Origin of the sequence: Oceanobacter kriegii DSM 6294, assembly GCF_000422845.1 — a bacterium.
Taxonomy (GTDB): Bacteria; Pseudomonadota; Gammaproteobacteria; order Pseudomonadales; family Oceanobacteraceae; genus Oceanobacter; species Oceanobacter kriegii.
In genome coordinates, this window is the sequence record NZ_AUGV01000003.1 from 283,280 (window position 1) to 308,570 (window position 25,291).

Genomic DNA, 25,291 nt, shown 5'->3' on the forward strand with positions numbered 1-25,291 from the left:
GTTGTCGTCCTGTTTGTTATTGGCCAGCGGTATTAATGCGGATCGCTGAAACTGATCGCGCCGCTGGAATGGGCCTTGTCGTCGTGGCGATAGGCAAATACCAGATCGTGGGAACTGTCCCGTGCCTTCAGTGATAGCGTCAGACTGACGCGATCACCGGGCAGGATCGGATTGGCAAACTTGAGGTTCTTGATGCCCTGAAACTCGCCTTGCAGGTTGAGATATTTTTGCCCCAGGTTGATGGCCCAGTCGGTCTGCACCACACCTGGCAGGATTGGATGATCGTCGAAGTGGCCTTCAAACCAGCGCAATTGGGCCGGAATCTGCAAATCCAGCTGAATGCCATTGTCGATGCGATGTTCGGTCATGATCACCGGCATGTCGTTATTGGGAGCAAACAAATCGATCAGATCCTGCAGTAGGGTCTTACCCTGGGAGTTACGGGGAATGTCCAGTACGATGCGCCACTTGCGCGGCAGTAACGGCCGTTCAAACCAATTCAGCAGCTGTTCGCGCAGCTCATCAAACAGTGCCTTTCGGCCTGCTTGCTGGAGTCTCTGCAGGCCAGCTACCGACAACGTGATGACCGCCGCCACTTCATCGCGGTGGCCACGCAGTACCAGAGATCGGGCTTCGCGAACCAGCTCGCTGGTCTGCAGTTGATTGTCCATGGCTGTCAGCGACAGGCGTTTGCCCTCGACCTTGGTAATACGGTCGGTGCGGCCCAGCAAGGTAAACGTGTTGTCATTATTCAGTTGCACCCGGTCGGTGGTGGCGTACCACTCCATGTCCGGTAGAAACGGAGAACGTATCTCGAGGCACTGGTTATCGGGGCTGACACGCACATTAATACCGGGACCCGGAGTCCAGTGACTCTGGTCAACACGGTGCTGGCGACGCCAGGCGATACCACCGGTTTCGGAGCTGCCCAGAATCTCGTTCACATTGGTCGCAAACGCTGCTGCCGATGCAATGGAGGCATCCTCCGGGAGTGGCGCACCGGAGCTGAACAGCATGCGGCTGTATTGTTGCAATGGTTGCCAATCGAAGTTGTCTGGCAGTCGCGACAGGTGAGTCGGACTGCTGATCAGCATGAACGATGACTCATCCAGCGTGGCGATAGCCTGGGTGACGTCCTCGATAAAGGCACAGGTATCTCGCCACATCGGGCGGCCCTGACTCAATGGCCACAACTGGCGGTACAGCATGCCATAAATATGGTGATGACTGACGGTGCCGATAGCACAGCTGGCAGCGGCGAGGTCTGCGCCCCAGAGCTGCTCCAACGCGGTGGTTTCGGCGGCCATCTGGCGCAATGTTTTGGTGATCGCCTTGGGTTCGCCAGAGGAGCCGGAAGTAAAGATTTCCAGCAGTTCCTGATCGTAATCCAATGGTTGTTGCAACGCTTGAAGCGGCTCGCGGCCTGATCCGGCGGCAGCGTGTAAACAGGTTTTGCTGGTGGCTGGAAAGTCACCAGCGAACGCATCTACCAAAGGTTCCAGCGCTTCTATGGTGCCACTGTTATTGGCGCCTGGAACACAGGCAATCAGTTTGCGCGACCACAGAGCAAAAACAATGGCGCTGAATTCCGCCAGATCGGGATGAAATACCGCGCAACGTCGTAGAGGTGTGGCGCTGGCCTGCTGTTGGTCGAGTCGGGCCTGCCAGTCGGCTACACGTTGTAGCCAGCTGGCGACGTCGAGGTGGCCTTCGTTACCTGCAAACAACAGGGCGTGTGGGTTAGCCGGCTGTTGGTAGCGGCTTTCAAAGCGGGTGAGGGAATCAACCATGTTGTGCCTTTACGCGGCGGCGAACCAGAAATTCACCGGCCATCAGGGTTCCCATCAGCAGATAGGAAATCAGTCCGTTGTACAGGGTCCAGAGCTGGTCGTTGCCATGCAGCACTGTCGCCAGAGCGATGCTGCCGTTGACCAAAAAAAAGCCACACCATACCTTGGTGACCTTGCGGGTGTAGGCGATACCACTGGGGGGCAGGTTGGAATCCTGAAGTCTTGCGAGTTTTTCGACGATGGTGGGCGGGTGCCACAAGCTCCAGCCAAACAGCACCAGCAAATTCAGGCTGATCAGTACTGGATAGAGCTTCAGGGCAACATCGCTTTCAGCAAACCAGGTCCAGCCTGACAGTAGCGCCAGCAAGCCAACCATGATCCAGCGGCTACTGCTGTTCAGGGCACCATTGGTGAGGCTACGTGCGACCCCCAGCGTCAGCAGTAGCAAGGCGAGATATTTGGCACTGAAATATTGCAGACCCAAATACACTGCAGGCGGATAACATACCGACAGCACCACCATCACAATGGTAAAGAACAGCTTCATGGGTGACTCGCGGCCAGTTAGTTCTGGTATAGCGCCTCAACGGCGGTGATCACATCGCCGACAGTGCGAACGCTTTTGAAGTTCTCCGGGTTGATCTTCTTGCCGGTGATCTTTTTCATTTCAACGACCATGTCGACGGCATCAATGCTGTCGATATCCAGGTCTTCGTACAGGCGGGCATCGTCGTTGATCTTGTCTTCTTCAATGTCGAACAGTTCGATAATGACACGGGTTACGTGGCCGCTGATTTCATCTCTTGTCATGGTTTCGGTCCTACTTCTACTACAGTGAGCGGCTGAGTGGTTGATTCAGACATCCGTTATTCTGATCGCCGTCAGGTGCCGGAGTCGTGCTCACCGCCTTATTAAAATATTGCTCCAGTTGCTGCGTCAGCTGACGCGCCGCCAGAGCCTGGTTTTGCGAATTGGCGTACTGTTCTACCGAAATGGTCGGGCGTACGTCCAGAGTCATATGGACCCGGCGTTTGGGAACCTGGTACCACTTGATTTCCTTGGTTAATGCCGCGGGTTCACAGCGGATAACCACTGGCCGGATGTTGGTTGCTGTCTTGATAGCAATATTGGCCGCCCCGCGTTTCATTACCTGTGCTTTGCCCGCCGTGGTACGGGTCCCTTCTGGGAAAATGATCAGATTGTTGCCTGACTTCATAGAGTCTCCGGCAGCCGCGATCACCCCTTCTGCTGTACTGTTGGCAATGTAGCCTGTGAGCCGTATAGCTCCCCAGGTAAAAGGGTTTTTCAGCAGTTTACCCTTCACCACACAATCGGCATTGCGAGCGAAGGCGATCAGGAAAATGGTATCAATCAGTGATGGGTGATTGGCCAGAATCAGTTGTCCCGGCTGCTCCAGCAGTTCACGGTTGCGAATGGTGTATGTCATCACGCCGACGGCTCGCATCAGGTTGATAAACAACAGGAAACAGAGGCTGACAAAACGTTTTCCCAGAGCCTGACGCCGCCGCTGATGGCGCACCAGCAAGACCAGTGCCGGACTGACGATCAGCGCAATCAGGCTACCGCCAACACCAAATGTGGCGAAGCAGAATGCGGTTGCGACTGTACGCCATACACGGCTCAGCAGGCTGCTCACGGTGTCACCGGCAGGCGTGTAATTTGGGCAGCAGCCAGCGGCACTTGTTCAGTGTTGCCGTGCAGCAACTCAGCCAGCATCGCTACCTGCTCCAGCATGCCAGGCTGGGTGTTTTGCTTGTGCTCGAAGTCGATACTGATCGGGCAATCACCAGCTTGTTCCAGTAGCAGGGCAATGGCGTAGGGCTCAGCCGGATCAATGCCTGCATCGTCATACAATTCCGGCAATGGCAGGTCGTGAATCACACACAGTACTGCGTCATGATCATTGGCATGCAGAATCATGCAGGCTTCGGTGAGTGCATTGACGATGGCGTGCTCACCTGCTGCCATGGCAGTAATCGCGTGGGTATTGTGGGTAGCAATCGACAGTATGCCACTGACGGCATTGTGGACCGACAGGCTGAATGCCATTGGCGACGGCGTTTCGCCATCAATCAGAGTGGTGAGAATTTCCAGTGAACGCTGGATTTCACCGTGGCGGCTGCAAAAAACCATTGGCAGCTGTGGCTGCTTCTCGATCAGTGCCGAGCACACGGAAACAGCCATCTTGCCCTGCTGGCCAAGTCGGCGCCTCATCATGGCCGGAATCAGGCCCAGTGACGGTGCGCTGACCTGATGGCTATTGCTGTTCGAGTCATCTGAAACCGGCATCCATACGGCCCAATCCCTGACGCTGCATTTAATACCGGACACGGAACACTCTCATCCATATAATTGGCGGCGTATTGTACTGGCCAGACATCGTCAGGCAAGCGTAAAGACGCTTTTCGGCCGCTTTGTTGACTAACCAATAAACAACAATCTGGGGTCTATGAGCGAGTATTTATCCGGCTGTACCGTCCACCTGGCCGAACAATCCGCCATCTCCCCTCCGCCTGATCAGCTCTGGCTGAGCGCTAGTGAAACGGGGCGACTGAGAGATATGACCTCTCCGTCAAGGCGTCTGACCTATCTGGCGGGTCACTGGTTTTTGCGGCTGTCATTATCCGAGCGCTTTGGTGGCCAGCCCCACGATTGGCGGATTGGTCAGCAACAATCAGGGGCCTTGTTAGTAGAGCAAGCCGCTATATCAATGCTGGAAGCCAGGAAAATGGGCGTTTCACTTTCTCACAGTTGCGCACAGCTGGCCTGTGCTATTGATCCCGACGCTGCGGTGGGTGTCGATATAGAACGGCTGTCCGAAAAGCGATCACTGGACGACATGGTGGCTTTGTTCGGCTCTGTTGATCTGCAAGAACATTGGTCGAAGCAGCAGCCATTGAGCAAAGTACAGCTTTGGTATCGTTGGTGGTGTTGCTATGAAAGTTGGGTCAAGCAACAGGGGCGAGGCATTGATCTGGCAGAGTTTGGGAGGATGTGCTTGCGACAAGGTAGCGTTGAGATGGTCAGTGATTCTATTGATGCAGCTGGACGAGCAACGTTCTGGGGGCAGTACCAGCAGATCATGCTGGCCGTCACAGTGGCGCATAGCTCAGCTGAAATAACAGTCACTGGTTCAACAGCCGAAGCAGCTGTTGGTGCTGAGAATTCAGTAGTGCTGGCCCGCAGTCAGTTGTTGGTATGACTGGGTATCGCTGAAGACGGGTTACTTGCCAATGCACAAAACATCAGGATACAAAAAAGCCACCGAACACAGGTTCGGTGGCTTTGATGTGATCGTGCAGTCGATCAATTACTGGCGAACGAGCGTTAGCCCTGCAGCAGACCGATGTCGGCAATACCAACAAACATGCTGCGCAGTTGCTTCAGCAGTGCCAGTCGGTTGGTTTTCACCGCTTCGTCGTCGGCCATGACCATGACGTTGTCGAAGAAGGCGTCAACCACGTTGCGCAGTTGTGCCAGTGCGTTGAGGGCACCCTGGTAGTCGCCTTTGATCAGCAGTGGGCCGGTCAGGTCGGCAAGGCCGGTCATTTGTTCGAATAGGGCTTTTTCTTCGTCCTGTTGGAACAGGGCAGCATCCACAGCGGCGGTTACCTTGTCGCCTTCATTCTTGGCCAGGATGTTGGATACCCGCTTGTTGGCGGCGGCCAGTGCCTGGGCAGATTCCAGCTGGTAGAAGGCGTGTACGGCTTTCACACGACGGTCGATGTCCAGTGGTTTGGTCACGCCCAGTGCGCGCACGGACTGGAACACTTCGGCCGGGATGTTTTCGTCGCTGTACCAGGCCTGGAAACGATCCAACATGTATTCAACCAGCGTGGCTTTGGTGTCGGCTTTCAGTTCGGCAGACCAGTTGTTGTCCAACGCCCAGTCGATCAGTTCGTTGAGGTCCAGATCAATCTGCTTTTCAACCAGAATACGCAGCACACCCAAAGACGCACGACGCAGGGCGTACGGGTCCTTGGAGCCGGTTGGCAGCTGGCCAATGCCAAACAGACCCGCCAGTGAGTCCAGACGGTCGGCCAAAGCGATGGCGGTACCGGTGGCGCTGGCTGGCAGTTCGTCACCTGCGAAGGCAGGCATGTACTGTTCGATGATGGACTGCGCGACTTCGGCGTTCTCGCCGTCGTTTTCGGCGTAGTACTTACCGGCCAGACCTTGCAGGTCGGTGAATTCGAACACCATCTGGGAAACCAGATCGTTCTTGCACAGCTTGGCGGCACGTTCTACCAGCGCAGTGTCGCCACCGGTGGCGGTAGCGATTTTCTGACCCAGCGTAGAGATACGACGAGCCTTGTCGGCGATGGAGCCCAGCGCGTTCACCCACACCACGTTTTCGAGTTTCTCGAAGCGGCTTTCCAGAGTCTGCTTGCGGTCGGTGTCCCAGAAGAACTTGGCGTCGGCCAGACGTGGACGAATCACTTTTTCGTTACCGGCAATCACCTGAGTCGGGTCTTTCGACTCGATGTTGGAGACGGTAATGAAGTTGTTCAGCAGGGTACCGTCTTTCATTACGTGGAAGTATTTCTGGTGTTCTTTCATGGAAGACACCAGTGCTTCCGCCGGAACGGTCAGGAACTCTTCTTCGAAGGAGCCTGCCAGTGCCACCGGCCACTCGTTCAGGGCAGTCACTTCTTCCAGCAGGTCGTCGCCGATGATGGCTTCGCCACCCAGCTTTTCACCTTCGGCAGCCACCTGTTTGGCGATAAGCTCGGAACGCTCTTCAAAGCTGGCCATGACGTACACGGAACGCATGGTTTCACGGTAACTGGCCGGTGAGTCAATGCTCACTTCGGCAGGCGCGTGGAAGCGGTGGCCACGGGACAAGCGACCGGCTTTCAGGCCCATCACTTCGGCGTCGACGACGTCGTTGCCAAACAGCATCACCAGCCACTGTACCGGACGCACGAATTCAACGCGGGAAGCCCCCCAGCGCATGCGCTTTGGAATCGGCAGTTTGTCGAGGCTGTTCTGAACCATGTCGGCCAGTAGCTCAACGGTGTTCTTGCCTGCGATAGTACGCTGGATCATCAGCTTGCCAGCGTTCTTGCCTTCGGATTCCGGCGCTTCTTTCAGGTCCGCCGCTTCAACGCCTGCACGCTGGGCAAAGCCCAGAGCGGCTTTGGTCAGGTTGCCATCGGCGTCGTAGGCGATCTTGGCTGGTGGGCCAAACAGGGTTTCTTCCTGATCGGCTTGCTTGTCGGCCAGATCGGCAATGCGCACGGCCATGCGGCGCGGAGCGGCGAAAATTTCGATCTCGCCAAAGCTCAGGCCAGCGTCTTTCAGACCGTTTTCGATGCCGCCAGCAAAGGCGTCAGTCAGGGACTTCAGTGCCATCGGTGGCAGTTCTTCGGTACCCAGTTCGACCAGAAAATCTTGAGTTGCCATTATTTACCCTCCTGCTTGGCTGCTTCTTTCTCAGCCTTCTTGCGCGCTTTTTCCGCTTCCTTCTCTTTGTCGGCCTGCCATTTGGCAAGGATTTCCTCACGGATGCCTTCTTCGGCCAGTGGGAAGCCCTTCTCGGCGCGGCTGTCGTAGTAGCAATGCGCTACGGCACGGGCCAGGGTGCGCACACGCAGGATGTAACCCTGACGCTCGGTCACGGAAATCGCACCGCGAGCATCCAGCAGGTTGAAGGTGTGGGAGGCTTTCAGGGTCTGCTCGTAGGCTGGCAGTGGCAGGTTGGCGGCCACCAGCTTGTTGCAGTCTTTTTCGTACTGGTCGAAGGCCTGAAACAGGAAATCGACATCAGCGTGTTCGAAGTTGTAGGTGGACTGCTCCACTTCGTTCTGGTGGAACACGTCGCCGTAGGTTACCGGTTTGCCATCCGGGCCGTAGGTCCAGACCAGGTCGTAAACGGAGTCTACTTCCTGCAGGTACATGGCAATACGTTCCAGACCGTAGGTGATTTCACCCATCACCGGGAAACATTCCAGACCACCGGCTTGCTGGAAGTAAGTGAACTGGGTCACTTCCATGCCGTTCAGCCATACTTCCCAACCCAGACCCCAGGCACCCAGTGTTGGGGATTCCCAGTTGTCTTCTACGAAGCGAATGTCGTGCACCAGAGTGTCGACGCCCAACGCATTCAGGGAGCCCAGATACAGCTCCTGGAAGTTGGATGGCGAGGGCTTCATCACTACCTGAAACTGGTAGTAGTGCTGCAGACGGTTCGGGTTTTCGCCGTAACGACCGTCGGTTGGACGACGGCTTGGCTGAACGTAGGCAGAGTTCCAGGTCTCCGGGCCAACCGCGCGCAGGAAGGTGTGTACATGGAACGTACCGGCGCCGACTTCAAGATCGAGTGGTTGGTTAATCACACAGCCCTGATCGGACCAGTACTCTTGCAGGGCGGCAATCATGCCCTGAAAGGTTTTGACGTTATGGCGACTCTGGCTCACAGCTTCTACCCCTGGGGTTTGGAATGGCGGTTGTCCGTAATAACCGCGAAAAAACAAAGGCGGCGATTATAGCAGGGCAGACGCGGGTTCACAGGGGCAATTGGCTGGGGTTCTGTGGTTCGTCAGGCGGTTTGTTTATTCCGGTGGCTGTGTGTGCACCGAGCGTTGGACATGAATGCCCAATCGCTTGGCCAGTCTGCTGAGGTTGGCGCGGTCCAGTTGTAGCTGACGGGCAGCCGCCGCCCAGTTGCCCTGATGCTGTTCCAACGCTTCCATAATCAGCCGTCGTTGCAGTTGTTCGGTGGCGTCACGTAGGCCGGTTATTGCGTTTGCTTCAGCCACAGAGGGAGTACTGGCTGTGGTTGCAACTGTACTTGTAGCTGTCGTTGTAGCAGTAAAAGACGCGCTTACTGGCACAGCGTGCTCATCCAGCAGAGTACCAAGGTCTGCACGTTCGATGTCGATTACGCCGCTGCTGCCGGTGCGCTGCGAGCGGCTACGGGCACGCAGGGATGCACGGTCAATCAGATGTTCCAGCTCGCGCACATTGCCCGGCCAGTTGTAGTGCAGCATGGCTTGAATGGCATCGGGCTGTATGCGGAGGTTGCGAATGCCCAGCTTGCGGCGACTGCGTTCGGCGAAAAAACCGGCCAGCAGAGCGATATCACTGCCGCGCTCTCGCAAAGGAGGAACCTGAATCGGGTACACGCTCAGGCGGTGATACAGGTCGGCCCTGAAACGATTGTCGCGCACTTCATCGGCCAGATTTCGATTGGTGGCGGCAATCACGCGTACATCGACGGTTCTTGGCGTGTCTTCTCCGAGCGTCTGGATTTCACCGCTTTGCAGGGCTCTCAGCAGCTTGCTTTGCAGTGCCAGAGGCAGTTCGCCAATTTCATCCAGAAACAGTGTGCCACCATCGGCCAGCAGGAATTTGCCGGTGCGGTTTTGGGTGGCTCCGGTGAATGAGCCGCGCACGTGGCCGAACAGTTCGCTTTCGATCAGGTTTTCGGGCAAGGCGGCGCAGTTGATGTACACCAGGGGGCCCTCGCGGCGACGGGATTGCTGGTGGATGGACTGGGCGACCAGCTCCTTGCCGGTGCCGGTCTCGCCCAGGATCAGTACTGTGAGATCGGATTGCGCCACGGTCTGGATGTCGGTTTTGAGCTGTTGAATCGGCAGGCTCTGACCAATGATGTCGACCTGTTGCTGGTGTGGCATAGGGCGCGTCAGTTCGTTCACCAATGCTTCGGCGCGGGCGGAATTGCGTTCCAGCAGTGCCAGAGTCAGCGCGGTGTTGAGGCTGGCGGCTGCCATGGCGGCAATGATTTCCAGAGTACGTTCAGGAATGTCGTCAAATTCCCCGGGGGTCAGGCTATCGAGTGTAAGAACTCCAATCAGGGTGTCTTCAAACATCAGCGGCAGCCCCATGCAGGCATGAATGGGCAGGTCGTGATCGTCGGTTAGCAGTAAGCCGTCGTAGGGGTCTGGCAACTCGCAGTCGGCGGCAAAACGCAGGGCGTTGTGGCTACGACAGATGTGCTGAAAACGTGGGTGGCTGTCGATCTCGAAGCGGCGACCCATGCTGTCGGGAGTCAGGCCTTGCTGTGCCAGCGGCTTGAGCAGCTCCCCTTGTTTGGCCAGTAACACCACCGCATCACAGGGAATGGCTTGTCGTACGGTCGCCAGCAGGCGCTCGAAACGATCGTTGCTCGACAAGCTACGGCTCAGGTCCAGCGCCAGTTCGATCAGCGCATTGATGGATATGTGAGTCAATTTGACACCCTGAAGTCGTTTTAACATTTTGTTAGTGTAGTCCAAATGACTCTATTTGGCTCGTTGTGATTTTAACTTATTGTTTTTATTGGATTTTGTTGGCTGGCACGGAAGTCGCTAAAGCCAGAGAAGATACTGAGCCAGGAGCGTGTTATGTGGTCTTCTCTTCATTTCTCATCTCTTCACCTCTCCTCCTCGCAGGTGCTGCCTGCAGAGCTGATTGGGTACCAGCAGCTGTTCGTTGCGGGCAACTGGGCGATGTTGCTGGGGCTGCTGATGACACTGCTATCGGTAGTGTTCAGCTACACCCTGGCGGAGCAGTTTTCGTTGCTGCTGCAAGGGCTGTTTCACATCAGCACCTTGCTGTGGGCCACGCTGATCAAGTTCGGCTTCATCATGCGCTTTGTTGCCGAAAACAAACGTAACCAGTGGCTGCGTCAGCAAGCCTGAGCCGGTATCCCGTTTTTGAATCCCGGGGTCTCTGGTTGGCATGTTGCCGGTCGGGACCTTCCCTCTGAAGGAGTTACTTCCATGTTGTCCCAACGTCAAATTGATGTGGTTAAAAGTACCATTCCACTGCTGCAGTCGGCCGGAACGGCGATTACCGAGCACTTTTATCAGCGTATGTTTCGCCATAACCCCGAACTGCAAGACATTTTCAATATGTCGAACCAGCACAGTGGGCGTCAGGCCATGGCGCTGTTCTCTTCGATAGCGGCCTATGCCACGCACATCGAGGAGCCGAGCCAGCTGGTTGTGCTGGTTGAGCGCATTGCCAACAAACACGCAAGCCTCAACATTCAACCGTCACAGTACGCCATTGTTGGGAGTCACTTGATCGAGACCTTGCGCGAACTGGCGGGAGAAGCCTTCACCCCTGAGGTTGAGGATGCCTGGACGGCGGCATACGGTGTGCTGGCGAACATCTTTATTGAGCGCGAAGCGCAAATCTATCAGTCCAATGAAGCGGCTGAGGGCGGCTGGCGGGGACGTCGTCGCTTTCGACTGGCTGAGAAAACACCGGAATCCGAGTTGGTTTGCAGCTTTCGGTTTGTGCCGGTGGATGGTGGCCCGGTGGCGCGTTATCAGCCCGGCCAGTATCTGGGCATTGAAGTTCAGCCCAATGAAAATGGCCACAAGGAGATTCGTCAGTACTCACTATCAGATGCCTGGCGGGCCGATAGCTACCGCATTTCGGTGAAACGCGAAGGGACTGACCAGCCAGGAGTGGTGTCGCACTACCTGCATGACCAACTGCAAGTGGGTGACGAGGTTGAGCTGTTTGCCCCGGTGGGAGATTTCTGGCTGCAACCTGCTGATACCCCGGTGGCACTGATATCTGCTGGTGTTGGGGTGACCCCGATGATGGCAATACTGGAAACCCTCTGGGCCGAGCAATCCCGGCGTGAAGTGGTCTGGCTGCATGCCTGTGAACGGCAGCAGCAACACAGCTTTCGTGAGCGGTTGGTGCAGTTGAATGCGCAGCGGCCGTTTACTCAAATCAGTTGGTATCGGGAAGGGGATGAAGTCGCAGAGCAGCTGCGTCGCGGCACCATGGCGCTGGCTGGGGAGGCGGAACAATTACCGCTGGCCGATGGTGATTTTTATCTCTGTGGTCCGGTCGGTTTTATGGCAGCGATCAAGCGTCAGTTGTTGGTGTTGGGAGTGAGTCTGCAGCGTATTCACTACGAGGTGTTTGGGCCTCACGCGGATCTGTGACCGACGTATGAGCGGTGTGAGAGAGGTTTGAAGATGGCGTGTCTGTTGTGTGCTGTTGTTGTCGAAGTTCGGTATGCAGTGGATCACGTCGTCACATTCCCTCAACGCCACAGCTCATAACCCCATATTTCTATATGCCCAAAAAAACCATCGCTTTGCACCCGGGTGCCTTTGGCACTCGGGATAATTGCGATGCCTGATCTGCCTCAGTAATGAGGTATGTGAATACTTACTTCGGCGCCGCCCTTGGGCAGGTTGCTGCAGCTGATTTTGCCGACTTGTTCGCCAAATTTATGGTGACGGGCAATCTCGCCAACCAGATACAGGCCCAAGCCACTGCCACCCACTTTGGTGGTGATGGTGTCGCCATTCAGCACGCTTTGGTCGAAGCCGTGGCCGTTGTCTTCGACCCGGATGATCAACCAGGCGTTGTCGATGGTGGCGGTCAGGCGCAGGGCGGTGGCTCCGGCCTGGGCGCTGTTGGTCATCAGGGTGATCAGCGCCATGTGCAGCAGGTCGTCGTTGTAGAAGCCTTGCAGCTCTTCGCTGATGTCGTTGGTGAACTTGATGTTCGGAAACTGAATCTGGATGGAGGCAATGGCGTCCAACACGGTGTCGTGGGGCCAGGCGTCGTCCAGCGGGTAGTCGCGCTCCTTTTCCATGCGGAACAGGGTCATCATCTGCAAGGTGTCGTTTTGCAGTCGGTTGGTGTTTTGCAGCACCGGTTTGAGCACGTGATGATAGCGTTCAGGAATCTGGCTGAGGGCCTCCTGTTCGCAGGCCAGCAGGGTACTGAGCTGGTTTTTCAGGTCGTGGATAACAGCCCCGACCATGTAATCAAATTTCATGTTGCTGGCTCCTGGAGCAAGCGTGTGAAGTTGGCTTTGAGTGTTTCGAGCCGCTGGTAGCGGTCGTCGTTCTCGCCAAGCATGCCGATGCGCTTGAACAGCGGGCGGCATTCGCGCAGCAGTTGCTGGCGTTGTTCGCTGCTGCAACCGGGCTGCTTGATCATGCTGACGCGTACCTGAATGGCATTCAGTATCACACTGATGCCGGCTTCGGGGTAGGCGCAGGCCATGTCAAACGACTGCCGGGCGCTTTCCAGTTCGCCACGCTCGTAAAAGCCAATGCCTTCGGCATTGATGCGGTCGCTGTTCTGGCGAATCTCGGCTTCGTCGAGCAAACTCATTTGCTCTTCCATGCGCTGGCGCTGGGCCGGGGTCAGCTGCATGCCGTCGATGGTGCGCAGCAAGTCGTTGGCTTTGACGTGCTGACCACACTGGATCATGGTGGACGTCAGTGACAGCGCATCCTCAACCGGCGCGGCTTCCATTTCCTTGAACATCAGCTCGGCCATGTTCAGCGCGTGGTTGGATTTCTCCGGCTGCTTCATGGCATGACAGATGCGGGCTTCAGCGAGAAGACCGGCATATTGTATCGCGCTTTTGTTGTTGAAGTCCGTCTGCAATTCCGCCAAAGCTCGCTGAACTTTTTGACCCAGGCGGCGATGAGCGACGGAATCATCCATTAGCAGCGGGTGGGCGCAGTCGGCCAGGTTAAGGTAGGCGTCGATGTTTTTATGGCACGAGTTACGCCCCAGCCGCACGGCCTGGTCGAAGGCGTTGGCGGCCACTTCCCAATCTTCGTTTTGCATCGCCAGTTGGCCCAGCTCACGCTGTCGCAACACCGCCTTGGGCGAAATACTGACTGCTTGCTCCAGCAGCTGCTGGGCTTTCTGACGGTCTTCCATGCTGAGGTAAATGCGCGCCATCCAGTCGTAGCATTGCACGTAGCGGGGTTGGCGGCGGAGGGTTTCTTTCAGCAGCGCCAAGGCGCTGAGCGAATCGCCCAGCCGGTGCATGCAAATTGCCTGTCCCAGTCGCGCCCATGAGCGGTAATGGTCGTTCAGCACCATCGAATACACCCGGATGGCGTTGTTGTATTCCTTGTGCAATATGTACAGCGGGCCGATATGGCGAATGATGGCGGGCATGAATTGCGGCTGGCGTTCAATCAGCTTGTTGCCCAGCTCAATGGCTTTCATGGTGCGGTCGCCATCAATGGCTTGCAGCATCTCCTGCATGATGTTCTTGGTGTTGATGATGCGTTTCAGTCGCTGGGCCAGAATCTGTGGCGTAATGGGCTTGGTCAGGTAGGCATCGGGCTCGTATTCCAGCGCGCCCATCACCATGTCCGAGGCGTTTTCGCCGGTAACCATAATAAAGATCGAAGTGGCTTTCAGGCGTTTGGTGTAACGGGCTTCTTCCAGAATCTGCTGGCCGTCCTTGCCTTTGCCAAGGTTGTAGTCCGAGATCACCAGATCGTAATCCTTGGCCTGTATTTTGGCCATGGCATCATCGCCGTCGGTGGCGGTGTCGATTTTCTCGCCGCCCAATTGCACCAGCATGCGCTTGATGGCACTGCGCGACTCGACCATGTCATCGATGACCAGAATCTGCTTCTGGCCCAGTTGTTGAGCTGCTGTTGTCATGGAAACCCCTGCGTTTACTGCCATTCAGTGTAGACCAGCCACGCCAGCTGCTCTGAAAAACCGCAGCCCCATGCTGGCGGCCAGCCAGCATGGGTGAACGCAGACTTGTAAGGCGCTGTCGAAGCCGTACACTTCCGAGCCTGCTGGACCAACACCGAGATATGAACGTGGAAGCAATTTCCGGAAAACTGACCATCGGCCTGATCAAGGCCATGGGCTTGCTACCGCTAGCTGCGGCGCAAGGGCTGGGCCGTTTGATAGGCCATGGCATGTACTGGCGTCGGACCCGGGCCCGCGAAGTGGCGCGGGTAAACCTTGGCTTGTGCTATCCCGACCTGAGCGACGCCGAGCGCGAACAGCGGCTGAAGCAGGTGTGCCTGCACAGCGGCATTGTTGGCGCTGAAATGGGCGGCTTCTGGGGCAAGGGGCAGCAGGCAGCGTTGAAGTACATCAAGCAGGTTCACAACAAGGAGCTGCTGGACGAAGCGATGGCCGATGAGCGCGGCTTGCTGATGCTGGCACCGCACCAGGGCAACTGGGAACTGATCAATTACTACCTGAGTTCGCTGCTGGAGCTGACGGTGATGTTCAAACCGGCCAAGAACCCGGTGTTCGATCAGTGGATGCGCGATCGCCGTGAATCCTCCGGTGCAAAGCTGGTTCCGACCACGCCTGCCGGCGTCAAAGCGCTGTTTCGTACCCTGCAAAAAGGCGGTGTGGCGGGATTCCTGCCCGATCAGGAGCCGGAAGTACGCAGTGGGGTGTTTGTTCCTTTTATGGGCGTCTCCACACTGACTCCACGGATGCCGTTTGAATTATTGCAGCGCACCAAGGCCCAGGCCTTGTTTGCCTACACCGTACGACGTCCCAACGCCGATGGCTTTGACCTGTACTTTATGAAGCCGGATGACGGTATTTACAGCGATAACGCCGATGAAGCCTGCGCGGCCATGAACCGTTCGGTGGCGGCGGTAGCCGCCGCGGCACCAGAGCAATATCAGTGGACCTACAAGCGCTTCAAACGTCAGCCTGATGGCGGCAAGAACCCCTACAAAGCCGCGGGTGTGCCGTAACGACGATGTGTTAAAGGACAAAAAAAGCAGCCAGTTGGCTGCTTTTTTATTGGCGTCGCTCAGGCGCGAGCAAGGGGCGAATCAACCGCGCCAGAACGCCGGGGTGATCAGTACCAGCAAGGTGAAAATCTCCAGCCGTCCCAGCAGCATGGTGAGCGCACAAATCCACTTGGCGGCGTCGCTGATGCTGCCGTAGTTGGCCGCCACTTCGCCCAGACCCGGGCCAAGGTTGTTGAGGCAGGCACCCACTGCGGAGAACGCCGTTACGTGATCCAGGCCGGTGGCCAGCAAGGCAATCATCATCACCATGTAGGTAATCACATACAGGGCGAAGAACCCCCAGACGGCTTCCAGTACCCGTTCGGATACCGGGTCGCGGCCGATCTTCACCGGAATCACCGCATTGGGGTGAATCAGGCGTTTGATCTCACGGGAACCCTGCTTGAAGATCAGCAGCACCCGAATCACCTTCATGCCGCCGCCGGTGGAGCTGGCGCAACCACCAATAAACGCCATCATAAACAGCAGCACTGGCAGGAAGATCGGCCAGGTAGAGAAGTCGGCGGTGCCAAAACCGGTGGTGGTGGCCACCGACACGGTTTCAAAAATGCCGTAGCGAACGGATTCCGCCAGCCCGTAGGTGTCGGTCAGCCACAGTGCCGGAATGGTCAGGGCAATGCCGCCGCCCATCACGGTGAGGAAGAATTTCAGCTCGGCATCGCGGAAATAATGCAGGAACGAGTGGTAGCGCAGGGCGAAAAAATGCAGCGCAAAGTTGAGTGATGAAATCAGCATAAACACCACCGCAATCATCTCGATGGTGGCGCTGTCGAAGTAGCCAATGGAGGCATCGTGGGTCGAGAAGCCGCCAATCGCCACGGTGGCAAAGCTGTGGCCGATGGCATCAAAGGCGCTCATCCCGGCAAACCAGTAGGCCAGCGCGCAGGACACCGTCAGGCTCAGGTAGATGTACCACAGCGCCTTGGCGGTTTCGGTGATGCGCGGGGTCAGCTTGGAATCTTTCAGTGGCCCCGGGGTTTCGGCGCGGAACAGCTGCATGCCGCCAATGCCAAGCATCGGCAATACCGCTACCGCCAATACGATAATCCCCATACCGCCCAGCCATTGCAGCTGCTGGCGATACCAGAGAATGCTTTCCGGCAGGTTATCGAGGCCAGTCATGATGGTGGCACCCGTGGTGGTCCAGCCCGACAGCGACTCAAAAAAGGCGTCGGTAAAGCTCAGCCCCGGGCTTTCGGACAGCATAAAGGGAATCGACCCCGACAGCGCAAGTACCATCCAGAACAGCACCGTGATGACAAAGCCGTCGCGGGTACGCAGGTCGTGATGGGCCGAACGTACCGGCAGCCAGCAGACAAAACCAAAACCGAAGGTAATCAGCAGGGCGCTGGCGAAGGCCATCAGCGCACCGTCGTTGAACCACATCGACACCAGCATGGGCGGCAACATGGTCAGGCTGAACAGCATCAGGAATATACCCAGTACCCGGGCAATAACTGATAAATGCATGAGTGGCCTCCCAGCCCGTCAGAAGAAGCCCAGACCGACCTGGAAGAGTTTCTCCACATCGGCGATGTGGCGTTTGTCGACCACGAACAGAATCACGTGGTCGTCGGATTCGACGACCACGTCGCCGGTGGCCATGATTACTTCGTCGCCGCGCACAATGGCACCAATGGTAGTACCCGGTGGCAGCTGAATGTCCTTGATGGCACGGCCAACTACTTTCGACGACATGGCATCGCCATGGGCAACGGCCTCAATGGCTTCGGCTGCGCCGCGACGCAGGGAGTGAACGTTCACTACGTCGCCACGACGAACGTGGGTCAGCAGCGAGCCAATGGTGGCGGTTTGCGGCGAAATGGCGATATCAATGGCACCGCCCTGCACCAGGTCGACGTAGGCGGCCTTGTTGATCAGGGTCATCACCTTGCGGGCACCGGAACGCTTGGCCAGCAACGACGACATGATGTTGACCTCGTCATCGTTGGTCAGAGCACAGAACACGTCGGTGTTCTCGATGTTTTCTTCTTCCAGCAAGGCCTTGTCGGTGGCCGTGCCGCGCAACACCACCGCACGGTCGAGGTTCTCGCTGAGGTAGCGAGCCCGTTCCGGGTGACGTTCCAGAATCTTGATGTTGAAGTCTTTTTCCAGCGCCTTGGCGAGGCGATAACCAATGTTGCCGCCACCGGCAATAAAGATGCGCTTGTAGGAATCTTCGGCCCGACGCAGCTCCGACATCACCTTTTTGATGTGAGCCTTGGCCGCGACGAAGAACACCTCGTCGTCGGCTTCAATCACGGTATCGCCGGTCGGCTCAATCGCCTTGTTGCGACGGAACACCGCCGCCACCCGGGTATCGACGTCGGGCAGGTGGCTCTTCAGCTGGTGGATCGCCTGTCCCACAAGCGGACCGCCGTAATAGGCTTTCACCGCAACCAGCTGTACGCGTTCGTCAGCGAAGTCGAGTACCTGCAAGGCCCCCGGATATTCAAGCAGACGGCGTATGTAAGTGGTTACTACCTGTTCAGGCGAGATCAATACGTCGATGGGAAAGGCATCGATCCGGAACAGGTCTTTTTGTTTCAGATACGCGCTGGAGCGAATACGGCTGATCTTGGTCGGGGTGCGGAACAAGGAGTACGCCACCTGACAGGCCACCATATTGGTTTCGTCAGAGTTGGTGACGGCCACCAGCATGTCGGCATCGTCGGCACCGGCTTCGCGCAGCACGTAGGGAAACGAGCCATGGCCGGAAACGGTTTTGATGTCGATGCGGTCTTGCAGCTCGCGCAGACGGCTCTGGTCGGTGTCGACCACGGTGATGTCGTTCTGCTCAACGGCCAGGTTTTCGGCCAGTGTGCCGCCTACCTGGCCGGCACCCAGAATAATGATCTTCATACGTGCTCCGCCTCTCCCTGAGACTGGGCTGGAGGTACGGCGTCCGTGTCAGCAACGGGCTTCTGCAACAGGGCGTAGTAGAAGCCGTCGGTGCCATCGGGCGTCGGGAAAAGTTGACGACCGGCATTACAGGCGCTTCCCCACGGCTTGTCCAGTGACAAAAGCGCTGGTTTGTTTACCAGATCGGCATGACGACTCAAAAAGGCTTCGATTTGCTCGCTGTTTTCCTGCGGCAATACCGAGCAGGTGGCGTACAGCAAACGGCCGCCAGGCTTCAGCATCGCCCAGCAGGCATCCAGAATGGCTGCTTGTACGTCGGCCAACTGTTCAATGTCTTCACGACGACGCAGCAGCTTGATGTCCGGGTGACGGCGAATCACGCCGGTGGCCGAACACGGCGCATCCAGCAAAATGGCGTCGAACGGTTCGCCGTCCCACCAGCTGGCGCTGTCGATCACATCGGCGCTGATCAGTTTGGCGTTCAGCTTCAGGCGCGTGAGGTTTTCTTCAACGCGGGTCATGCGTGAGGCTTCGAGGTCGACCGCCGTCAGGTCGATGTCGGCCAGCTCCAGCAAATGACAGCTTTTGCCACCCGGGGCGCAGCAGGCATCGAGGACTTTTTCACCGTCTTGCGGGTTCAGCAGCTCGGCGGCCAACTGGGCGGCTTCGTCCTGTACGCTGAAGGCACCGTCGGCAAAGCCCGGTAGCTTGGTAATGTCACAGCGTTCGGCCAGATAAATGCCGTTGTCGCTGTGGTGCGCCAAGCGTGCATCAATGTTGGCTTCGAACAGCTTGGCCAGGTACTCGTCGCGGCTGTATTCGCGTTCGTTGACGCGCAGGCACAGCGGCGGCAGTTCGTTGTTGTTGGCCAGAATCTCAGGCCACTGCTCGGGCCAGCCCTTGGTGAGCATTTTCACCAGCCATTTCGGGTGGCTGGTGGTGGTTACCGGGTTGTTGGCGATGGCTTTGGTGAGTTCTTCCTGTTCGCGCAAATAGCGGCGCAGGCAAGCGTTCATCACTCCGCGGGCCTGATCGTGGCCCAGCTCGGACGCGGCTTCAACGGTGGTGTGCACCGCTGCGTGGGCCTCTTTTTGCTGAACATCCAGCTGGTACAGACCAACAATCAACAACTGGTGCAGGATCGCCTGCTCGTTGTTGAAGGAGTTGTTCAGCAGCATTTTGGCCAGCGCGTTAAGGCGATGATGGTAGCGACAGCTGCCCAGAATCAGGTCGCGCAGAAAACCACGGTCTTCATCCGGGCATTGGCGCTCGATGTCTGGCATCACGGTGTTGAGCGATGCGCCTTCTACCACCCGTTGTAGGGCGATGGCGGCCAGCGCCCGCACATTGTGGGATTGCAGGCGTTTGGCTTTCGCCCACGGGTCATTACCGGGTTGGTGATGACCTTGTGGGGAAGCAGGGGAGTTGGAATCGCTCAAAGTTGACTGGCCAGCACGTAGTTAGGTTGGAAGAGAGTCGGCTGGCCATTGATGACGTCGGCGACGTTCATCGGCTTTTTGCCAGCCAGCTGGATTTTGGTCAGACGCAGCACACCGTCGTTGCAGGCAACGTCGATGCCTTGCTTGCTGACCGCCAGAATCGTACCCGGGGTTTGCACCGTGGCTTTGGCGTCGGCCAGAACCTCGGCCTGCAATACCTTGATACGATCGTTGCCCAGAACGGTGTAGGTCATCGGGAACGGGTTGAAGGCACGCACTCGCAGGGCGATGCCTTCGGCGTTGTCGTCCCAGTGGATCAGTGCTTCTTCCTTGGTCAGCTTGTGGGCGTAGTTGGCCAGCGCATCGTTTTGCACTTCGGGCTTCAGTTCGCCCGCTTCAACCTGTTGCAGGGTTTGCAGCAGCGCCGCTGGGCCCATGTCGGCCAGACGATCGTGCAGGCTGCCGCCGGTGTCATCGGCATTGATGCCGGTGGTCACCTTGCTGAGCATGTCGCCGGTATCGAGGCCAACGTCCATCTGCATGATGGTGATGCCGGTCATTTTGTCGCCGGCTTCGATGCAACGCTGGATTGGTGCAGCACCGCGCCAGCGCGGCAAAATAGACGCGTGGACGTTGAGGCAGCCGTGTTTCGGCGCATCCAGAATCACCTTCGGCAAAATCAGGCCGTAGGCCACCACAATCATGATGTCGGCGTTAAGCGCTTGCAGCTGTTCAACGTCTTCAGCCTGCTTGAAGTTCAGCGGCTGGTAGACCGGCAGGTCGTGCTCCAGCGCGACTTTTTTAACCGGGCTGGGTTGCAGCTTCTTGCCGCGGCCAGCCGGACGATCCGGTTGGCTGTAGACAGCAATCACGTTATGTTCACTGGCGACCAGTGCTTGCAGGTGCTCGGCGGCAAAATCCGGGGTGCCGGCGAAAATAATGTTCAAAGCCATTCACGGTGCCTTGTAAAAGTCGGGTTATTTACCCGACCGCGCTTCGCGCTTGTGTTTCTTTTCCAGCTTGTCCTTGATGCGGTTGCGCTTCAGCGGCGAGATATAATCCACCATCAGCTTGCCTTCGAGGTGATCCACCTCATGCTGGATGCAGACAGCCAGCAGGCCGGTGCATTCCAGTTCAAACGGCTTGCCGTCCTTGTCGATGGCCTTCACCAGACAATGTTCGATGCGGGTCACTTCCTCGTAGAAGCCAGGCACCGACAGACAGCCTTCCTGCATGGTTTCCTCATCACCCTCAAGTACCGTAATCTCGGGGTTGATGAAAACCAGCGGCTCGCTGTTGTCTTCGCTGACATCAATGGTAATGATGCGTTCGTGGATATTGACCTGGGTGGCGGCAAGGCCGATGCCCGGGGCGTCGTACATGGTTTCGAACATGTCGTCGATGATCTTGCGAATTCGGTCATCTACTTGTTCGACAGGTTTCGCTACAGTACGCAGACGCTGGTCTGGAAATTCAAGTATGGGTAGTAGTGCCATGGCTCAGGGTACTTTTATAGAACTTGGTGCTGATGGCTTGTTACACTTGGGCTTGCATGCAGCTACTGGCTATCAATTGCCAATGCGTCAGCACGCTGTGCCACCAACCCGGTGAATTCAGTTTATTTCAGTTGTGGATGATAAAGGGAATAGAGGATGAGCAAAACCTTCAAGCGTTTGCTGGCTATCGGGCTGATTGGGTTTTCCCTCAGTGCATCGGCATTGCAATTGCTTCCGAACGCGCCCAGTCAGTACGTTGTAGTGAAGGGAGATACCCTCTGGGACATCTCTGGCAAGTTCACCAACGACCCTTGGCAGTGGCCGGAAATCTGGTATCAGAATAGCCAAATTGAAAACCCTCACCTGATTTTTCCCGGTGATGTGATCGGCCTGATTCAGGTAAACGGTGAAACCCGCGTGGGTGTGATCTCCCGTGGTCAGGCCAGCCGTACCGTGAAACTGACCGCCACCGCCCGCATTGAATCCATTGAATCGGCGATTCCGGCGATTCCGATGAGTGCCATTCGTGGCTATCTGACCGAGCACCGTGTGGTCGACGAAGCAGAGCTGCAGAACGCTCCACGCATCATTGCCGGTGAAGACGATCACCTGCTGATGGGCGCTGGCAGCAAGATTTACGCCCGTGGTGACTTCGACACCCACAACGCCGAAGCCTACGGCGTGTTCCGTCGTAGCCAGATGTACGTTGATCCGGAAACCGGCGAACAGCTGGGTCTGGAAGCGGTGGATGTGGGCTTGGCCCGAGTGCGTGCCCGCGACGACGACATTGCCACGCTGGAACTGGATCGCACCACCCAGCAAGCTTCCATTGGCGATTTGCTGCTGCCAACCGAAGATCGTGAGCTGGTGACCCAGTTTTTCCCGAAAAGCCCTAAACACGACGTCACCGGCCAGATCATGGCGGTATCCGGCGGGGTATCCCAGGTTGGTCAATATGATGTGGTTGTTATCAACCGCGGTGAACGTGACTATTTGGAGCCAGGCGATATTCTGGTGATCCACAAGGCCGGTGCGGTGGTATATGACCGTGTTGCCAAAGAGAAAGTACGCTTGCCAGCGGAACGTGCCGGCACCATGATGGTATTCCGCACGTTCGACAAACTGTCTTACGCGCTGGTGATGAAAGCCACCCGCCCACTGCGGGTGGGTGATGGCTTTGAAAATCCGTAATAACGGATAAGGCCTGCTGACTGTCCTGCTACGAGGACCTCAGCAGGTTACCCCAACGGGCACGGATGGCCCGTTCCGGCACATTTCAATTACCGGACTGACTTATGGACGAGACAACAAGCCTGTCGGCGCGAGTAGCGGCGATAGAGCATCTTCTAGGACGCTGGTGGCAGCTCTCCCGGGTTAAGGGAATCGGTCGCCAGTCGTTGTATGCCCTCCGCGAACAGCTGGGTGGTTTGGCTCCCTTGGCCAACGCCAGCGACGCCGAATTGCAGGCCATGGGGCTTGCCCCGGACGCCTTGGCAGCCTTGCAGCAACCGCTGGATCATGGCGACTTCCACGCTCTGCTGGAATGGCCCGACGGTTTCCACAAGGGCATCATGGGCAGCGATTGCAGTAGCTACCCCGAAGCCTTGGCCAGCCTGCCGGATGCGCCCTTGTGGATGAACTGGTACGGCAACCCGCAGGTGCTGAAACAGCCCATGGTGGCTTTGGTTGGCAGTCGTAACCCGACACCTTATGCCCGCGAATGGACCTGGCAGTGTGCCCATGATCTGGCCAAGGCCGGTGTCTGTGTGGTCAGTGGTCTGGCTTTGGGGATTGATGGTGCCGCTCACGACGGCGCACTGGCTGCGGGCGGCTCGACGGTAGCGGTACTGGGCTGTGGCATTGATGTGGTGTACCCCAAGCGTCATCGTCGTTTGTACCAGCGCATCGCCGAAACCGGATTGATTCTGTCCGAGCTGCCGCCGGGCACCGCGCCCTTGCCAGCCTTCTTTCCCGGTAGAAACCGTATTGTCAGTGGCTTGAGCCAGATTGTGGTGGTGGCCGAAGCGGCAGAAAAATCCGGCTCTCTGATTACTGCCCGATTGGCCGCCAGTCAGGGCCGCGATGTGATGGCCTTGCCGGGGGCGGTCACCAACCCACTGGCAGCAGGCTGTCACCTGTTATTGCGCGACGGTGCCACGCTGGTACGGGATGCCGGTGATGTATTGGAAGAACTGGGGCTATTCAACCTCACCAGCCCATCGGCCAATAGCGAGCTCGCGGCGGATTCAACGCCAGCGCCGGACGCAGTCCAGGTGCCTGCACTGGTACAGCAACTCGACTTTGCCAACACCACCAGTCTGGACGTGCTGGCCATTCGCACTGGGGCTGCTGTGTCGGTGCTGCTGGCCGAGTTACTGGAGCTGGAACTGGACGGTTGGTTGCGGCAGGAAGCGGGTGGCTATCGCCGTTTGCGTTGATCCATGCGCTCTTTCAGGGGCTTTTGATGGCTGCTGTAAACGCTGTGTGGCGTGGACGCGCGGCTGACTTATTGTCCGTTCAGGTTTAAAGTAATGCCAAAATAAAGCCGTTATCCATGCAGGAAATTTCCTTTTGGCCAGATTCATCAATTCCTGGCACCTCCGTCAGGCCGCGTCTGCGCTGGCCCATGGTGGTGTCATTGGTTATCCCACCGAAGCCGTCTGGGGACTGGGTTGTCTGCCCGACGATGACGACGCCATCCAACGTATTCTCGATCTGAAACAGCGCCCCTGGCACAAAGGGCTGGTGGTCGTGGCAGCGTCGTTGTCACAACTGGAAGACTGGTTGGAACCACTGTCTGATGCCGACCTTGAGCTGGTACAGGCCAGCTGGCCGGGGCCGGTTTCCTGGGTGCTGCCGTGCAAGCCAGAGGTTAGCCCGATGCTGCGCGGAACCCACTCGTCGCTGGCGGTTCGAATTCCTGACCACCCGTTGGTAAGGGCCTTGTGTCTGGAAGTGGGGCCGCTGGTGTCGACTTCGGCCAACCCGGCCGGTGCCGAGCCAGCTCGCACGCCGCTGAAGCTGCGTTCGTATTTCGGCAGCCAGCTGGATTTCATCCTGCCGGGTGATCTGGGTGGCCGCGCCCAACCTTCTGAAATTCGTACACTGGACGGCGCTCGTTTGCGCTGAGCCAAACCACAAGGATTTGCTATGACTGACAGCAGCCAATGTGATGTTCAGGCCGTCAAAGCCTTTCTGCTGGATTTGCAGGACCGCATCTGTGCCGCCATTGAAGCCGAAGACGGCAAGGCTCGCTTTGAGGAAGACGCCTGGGAACGGGGCGAATCGGAAGGTGCCCTGCAACTGACTGGCGGTGGCCGCACCCGGGTGATGGCCAACGGTGCCGTGATTGAAAAGGGCGGTGTTAACTTTTCCCATGTGAAAGGTGCGCAGTTGCCTGCATCGGCAACCGCTAACCGCCCTGAGTTGGCCGGTCGCAGTTTTCAGGCGCTGGGAGTATCGCTGGTGATTCACCCGCAAAACCCTTACGTGCCGACCTCTCACGCCAACGTACGCTTGTTTGTGGCCGAAAAAGAAGGCGAAGCGCCAGTCTGGTGGTTTGGTGGTGGCTTCGACCTCACACCATTCTATCCTTACGAAGACGATGTGGTGCATTGGCACCAAACCGCGAAGGATCTCTGTGAACCCTTTGGCGACGGCGTCTTTGCTGAATACAAAAAGTGGTGCGACGACTACTTTTATCTCAAGCACCGCAACGAAAGTCGCGGTGTTGGCGGGCTGTTCTTCGACGATCTGAACCGCTGGGATGGTGAGCTGAACTTCGCCAAAAGCTTCGACTTTATGCAGGCGGTGGGCAACGGCTTTATTGATGCCTATGTGCCGATTCTGGCACGCCGTAAGCATGAAACCTGGGGCGAGCGGGAACGCAAGTTCCAGTGTTACCGTCGCGGCCGCTATGTTGAGTTCAATCTGGTATTCGACCGCGGCACCATTTTTGGTTTGCAGACCGGCGGTCGTACCGAGTCGATTCTGATGTCGATGCCACCGGTGGTGCATTGGGACTACGACTGGAACCCGGAACCGGGTTCTGCGGAAGCGCGCTTGTACAGCGACTTTTTGCCCCACAAAGAGTGGGTTTGATGATGACGGGCGGCGGTCTGACCGTGGCCCCAGCTAAGGAACCA

The 25,291-nt window shown here is 57.3% G+C and carries 23 protein-coding genes; 8 read left to right on the forward strand and 15 right to left on the reverse strand.

The genetic code is table 11. The features are described 5' to 3' along the window. Positions 1 to 32: 32 nt before the first annotated feature. From G516_RS20560 to G516_RS23620, 5 genes are read right to left on the reverse strand one after another with little or no spacing between them, the layout of a single operon-like run. Positions 33 to 1,790 (reverse strand): ApeI family dehydratase, encoded by a 1,758-nt coding sequence (locus G516_RS20560; protein ID WP_051218814.1) that lies wholly within the window; start codon positions 1,788 to 1,790, stop codon positions 33 to 35. Then, positions 1,783 to 2,337: a COG4648 family protein gene (locus tag G516_RS0101260; protein ID WP_028292112.1), complete on the reverse strand. Its 555-nt coding sequence runs from the start codon at positions 2,335 to 2,337 to the stop codon at positions 1,783 to 1,785. Before G516_RS0101260 ends, G516_RS20560 begins: the two co-directional genes overlap by 8 nt. Positions 2,338 to 2,354: 17 nt before the next feature. Beyond that, positions 2,355 to 2,600: an acyl carrier protein gene (locus G516_RS0101265; RefSeq protein ID WP_028292113.1), complete on the reverse strand. Its 246-nt coding sequence runs from the start codon at positions 2,598 to 2,600 to the stop codon at positions 2,355 to 2,357. Positions 2,601 to 2,619: 19 nt separating this feature from the next. Next, positions 2,620 to 3,447: a lysophospholipid acyltransferase family protein gene (locus tag G516_RS20565; protein ID WP_084644785.1), complete on the reverse strand. Its 828-nt coding sequence runs from the start codon at positions 3,445 to 3,447 to the stop codon at positions 2,620 to 2,622. After that, entirely contained in the window at positions 3,444 to 4,142 is a 699-nt protein-coding gene (locus G516_RS23620; protein WP_169449484.1) for a beta-ketoacyl synthase chain length factor, read from the reverse strand. The genes G516_RS20565 and G516_RS23620 overlap by 4 nt, the downstream gene beginning before the upstream one ends. A 118-nt stretch (positions 4,143 to 4,260) precedes the next feature. Here G516_RS23620 and G516_RS0101280 point away from each other — a divergent pair, with 118 nt between their 5' ends. Continuing rightward, entirely contained in the window at positions 4,261 to 5,013 is a 753-nt protein-coding gene (locus tag G516_RS0101280) for a 4'-phosphopantetheinyl transferase family protein (RefSeq protein WP_028292114.1), read from the forward strand. A gap of 125 nt (positions 5,014 to 5,138) precedes the next feature. Here the strand turns inward: G516_RS0101280 and glyS are convergent, their stop codons facing one another. The 3 genes from glyS to norR form a co-directional block, all read right to left on the reverse strand. Beyond that, a complete protein-coding gene (glyS, locus tag G516_RS0101285) occupies positions 5,139 to 7,217 on the reverse strand; it encodes a glycine--tRNA ligase subunit beta (RefSeq protein ID WP_028292115.1) in 2,079 nt (692 codons plus the stop codon). Next, positions 7,217 to 8,230 carry a glycine--tRNA ligase subunit alpha gene (gene glyQ / locus G516_RS0101290; protein ID WP_028292116.1) on the reverse strand — a complete coding sequence of 338 codons (1,014 nt, stop codon included), beginning with the start codon at positions 8,228 to 8,230 and terminating at the stop codon, positions 7,217 to 7,219. Before glyQ ends, glyS begins: the two co-directional genes overlap by 1 nt. A 135-nt stretch (positions 8,231 to 8,365) precedes the next feature. Next, the gene (norR, locus tag G516_RS0101295; RefSeq protein WP_028292117.1) at positions 8,366 to 10,006 is read right to left on the reverse strand and encodes a nitric oxide reductase transcriptional regulator NorR; all 1,641 of its coding nucleotides are present in this window, start codon (positions 10,004 to 10,006) and stop codon (positions 8,366 to 8,368) included. Positions 10,007 to 10,159: 153 nt separating this feature from the next. On the opposite strand from norR, the gene G516_RS0101300 reads away from it, so the two are divergent. Together G516_RS0101300 and hmpA are read left to right on the forward strand one after the other, a co-directional pair. Beyond that, positions 10,160 to 10,456, forward strand: a complete 297-nt coding sequence (locus tag G516_RS0101300; RefSeq protein WP_028292118.1) for a hypothetical protein — start codon at positions 10,160 to 10,162, stop codon at positions 10,454 to 10,456. Positions 10,457 to 10,537: 81 nt separating this feature from the next. Further along, positions 10,538 to 11,725: an NO-inducible flavohemoprotein gene (hmpA, locus tag G516_RS0101305; protein ID WP_028292119.1), complete on the forward strand. Its 1,188-nt coding sequence runs from the start codon at positions 10,538 to 10,540 to the stop codon at positions 11,723 to 11,725. Between the two features lie 206 nt (positions 11,726 to 11,931). On the opposite strand, the gene G516_RS0101310 is transcribed toward hmpA, so the two are convergent. Further along, entirely contained in the window at positions 11,932 to 12,573 is a 642-nt protein-coding gene (locus G516_RS0101310; protein ID WP_028292120.1) for a sensor histidine kinase, read from the reverse strand. Beyond that, entirely contained in the window at positions 12,570 to 14,216 is a 1,647-nt protein-coding gene (locus tag G516_RS0101315; RefSeq protein WP_028292121.1) for a response regulator, read from the reverse strand. Before G516_RS0101315 ends, G516_RS0101310 begins: the two co-directional genes overlap by 4 nt. A 161-nt stretch (positions 14,217 to 14,377) precedes the next feature. Between G516_RS0101315 and G516_RS20575 the strand changes: the two genes are divergently transcribed. Then, positions 14,378 to 15,289, forward strand: coding sequence for a lysophospholipid acyltransferase family protein (locus G516_RS20575; protein WP_051218817.1), 912 nt, complete (start codon positions 14,378 to 14,380; stop codon positions 15,287 to 15,289). Between the two features lie 81 nt (positions 15,290 to 15,370). Here the strand turns inward: G516_RS20575 and G516_RS0101325 are convergent, their stop codons facing one another. From G516_RS0101325 to def, 5 genes are read right to left on the reverse strand one after another with little or no spacing between them, the layout of a single operon-like run. Next, positions 15,371 to 16,819 (reverse strand): TrkH family potassium uptake protein, encoded by a 1,449-nt coding sequence (locus tag G516_RS0101325; RefSeq protein ID WP_028292122.1) that lies wholly within the window; start codon positions 16,817 to 16,819, stop codon positions 15,371 to 15,373. An 18-nt stretch (positions 16,820 to 16,837) separates the two neighbouring features. After that, positions 16,838 to 18,211 carry a Trk system potassium transporter TrkA gene (trkA, locus tag G516_RS0101330; protein ID WP_028292123.1) on the reverse strand — a complete coding sequence of 458 codons (1,374 nt, stop codon included), beginning with the start codon at positions 18,209 to 18,211 and terminating at the stop codon, positions 16,838 to 16,840. After that, the gene (gene rsmB / locus G516_RS20580; protein ID WP_245582580.1) at positions 18,208 to 19,650 is read right to left on the reverse strand and encodes a 16S rRNA (cytosine(967)-C(5))-methyltransferase RsmB; all 1,443 of its coding nucleotides are present in this window, start codon (positions 19,648 to 19,650) and stop codon (positions 18,208 to 18,210) included. Before rsmB ends, trkA begins: the two co-directional genes overlap by 4 nt. Further along, positions 19,647 to 20,603 (reverse strand): methionyl-tRNA formyltransferase, encoded by a 957-nt coding sequence (gene fmt, locus G516_RS0101340; protein WP_084644789.1) that lies wholly within the window; start codon positions 20,601 to 20,603, stop codon positions 19,647 to 19,649. Before fmt ends, rsmB begins: the two co-directional genes overlap by 4 nt. A gap of 24 nt (positions 20,604 to 20,627) precedes the next feature. Beyond that, positions 20,628 to 21,146: a peptide deformylase gene (gene def, locus G516_RS0101345; RefSeq protein ID WP_028292125.1), complete on the reverse strand. Its 519-nt coding sequence runs from the start codon at positions 21,144 to 21,146 to the stop codon at positions 20,628 to 20,630. Between the two features lie 156 nt (positions 21,147 to 21,302). On the opposite strand from def, the gene G516_RS0101350 reads away from it, so the two are divergent. From G516_RS0101350 to hemF, 4 genes are all read left to right on the forward strand, one after another. After that, complete coding sequence (locus tag G516_RS0101350; RefSeq protein ID WP_028292126.1) at positions 21,303 to 22,337, forward strand: LysM peptidoglycan-binding domain-containing protein; 1,035 nt, start codon at positions 21,303 to 21,305, stop codon at positions 22,335 to 22,337. Between the two features lie 104 nt (positions 22,338 to 22,441). Then, the gene (dprA, locus tag G516_RS0101355) at positions 22,442 to 23,584 is read left to right on the forward strand and encodes a DNA-processing protein DprA (RefSeq protein ID WP_028292127.1); all 1,143 of its coding nucleotides are present in this window, start codon (positions 22,442 to 22,444) and stop codon (positions 23,582 to 23,584) included. A 133-nt stretch (positions 23,585 to 23,717) separates the two neighbouring features. After that, positions 23,718 to 24,275 carry an L-threonylcarbamoyladenylate synthase gene (locus G516_RS0101360; RefSeq protein WP_245582581.1) on the forward strand — a complete coding sequence of 186 codons (558 nt, stop codon included), beginning with the start codon at positions 23,718 to 23,720 and terminating at the stop codon, positions 24,273 to 24,275. Positions 24,276 to 24,296: 21 nt separating this feature from the next. Next, positions 24,297 to 25,247, forward strand: a complete 951-nt coding sequence (gene hemF, locus G516_RS0101365) for an oxygen-dependent coproporphyrinogen oxidase (protein WP_028292129.1) — start codon at positions 24,297 to 24,299, stop codon at positions 25,245 to 25,247. The last annotated feature ends 44 nt before the right edge of the window (positions 25,248 to 25,291 follow it).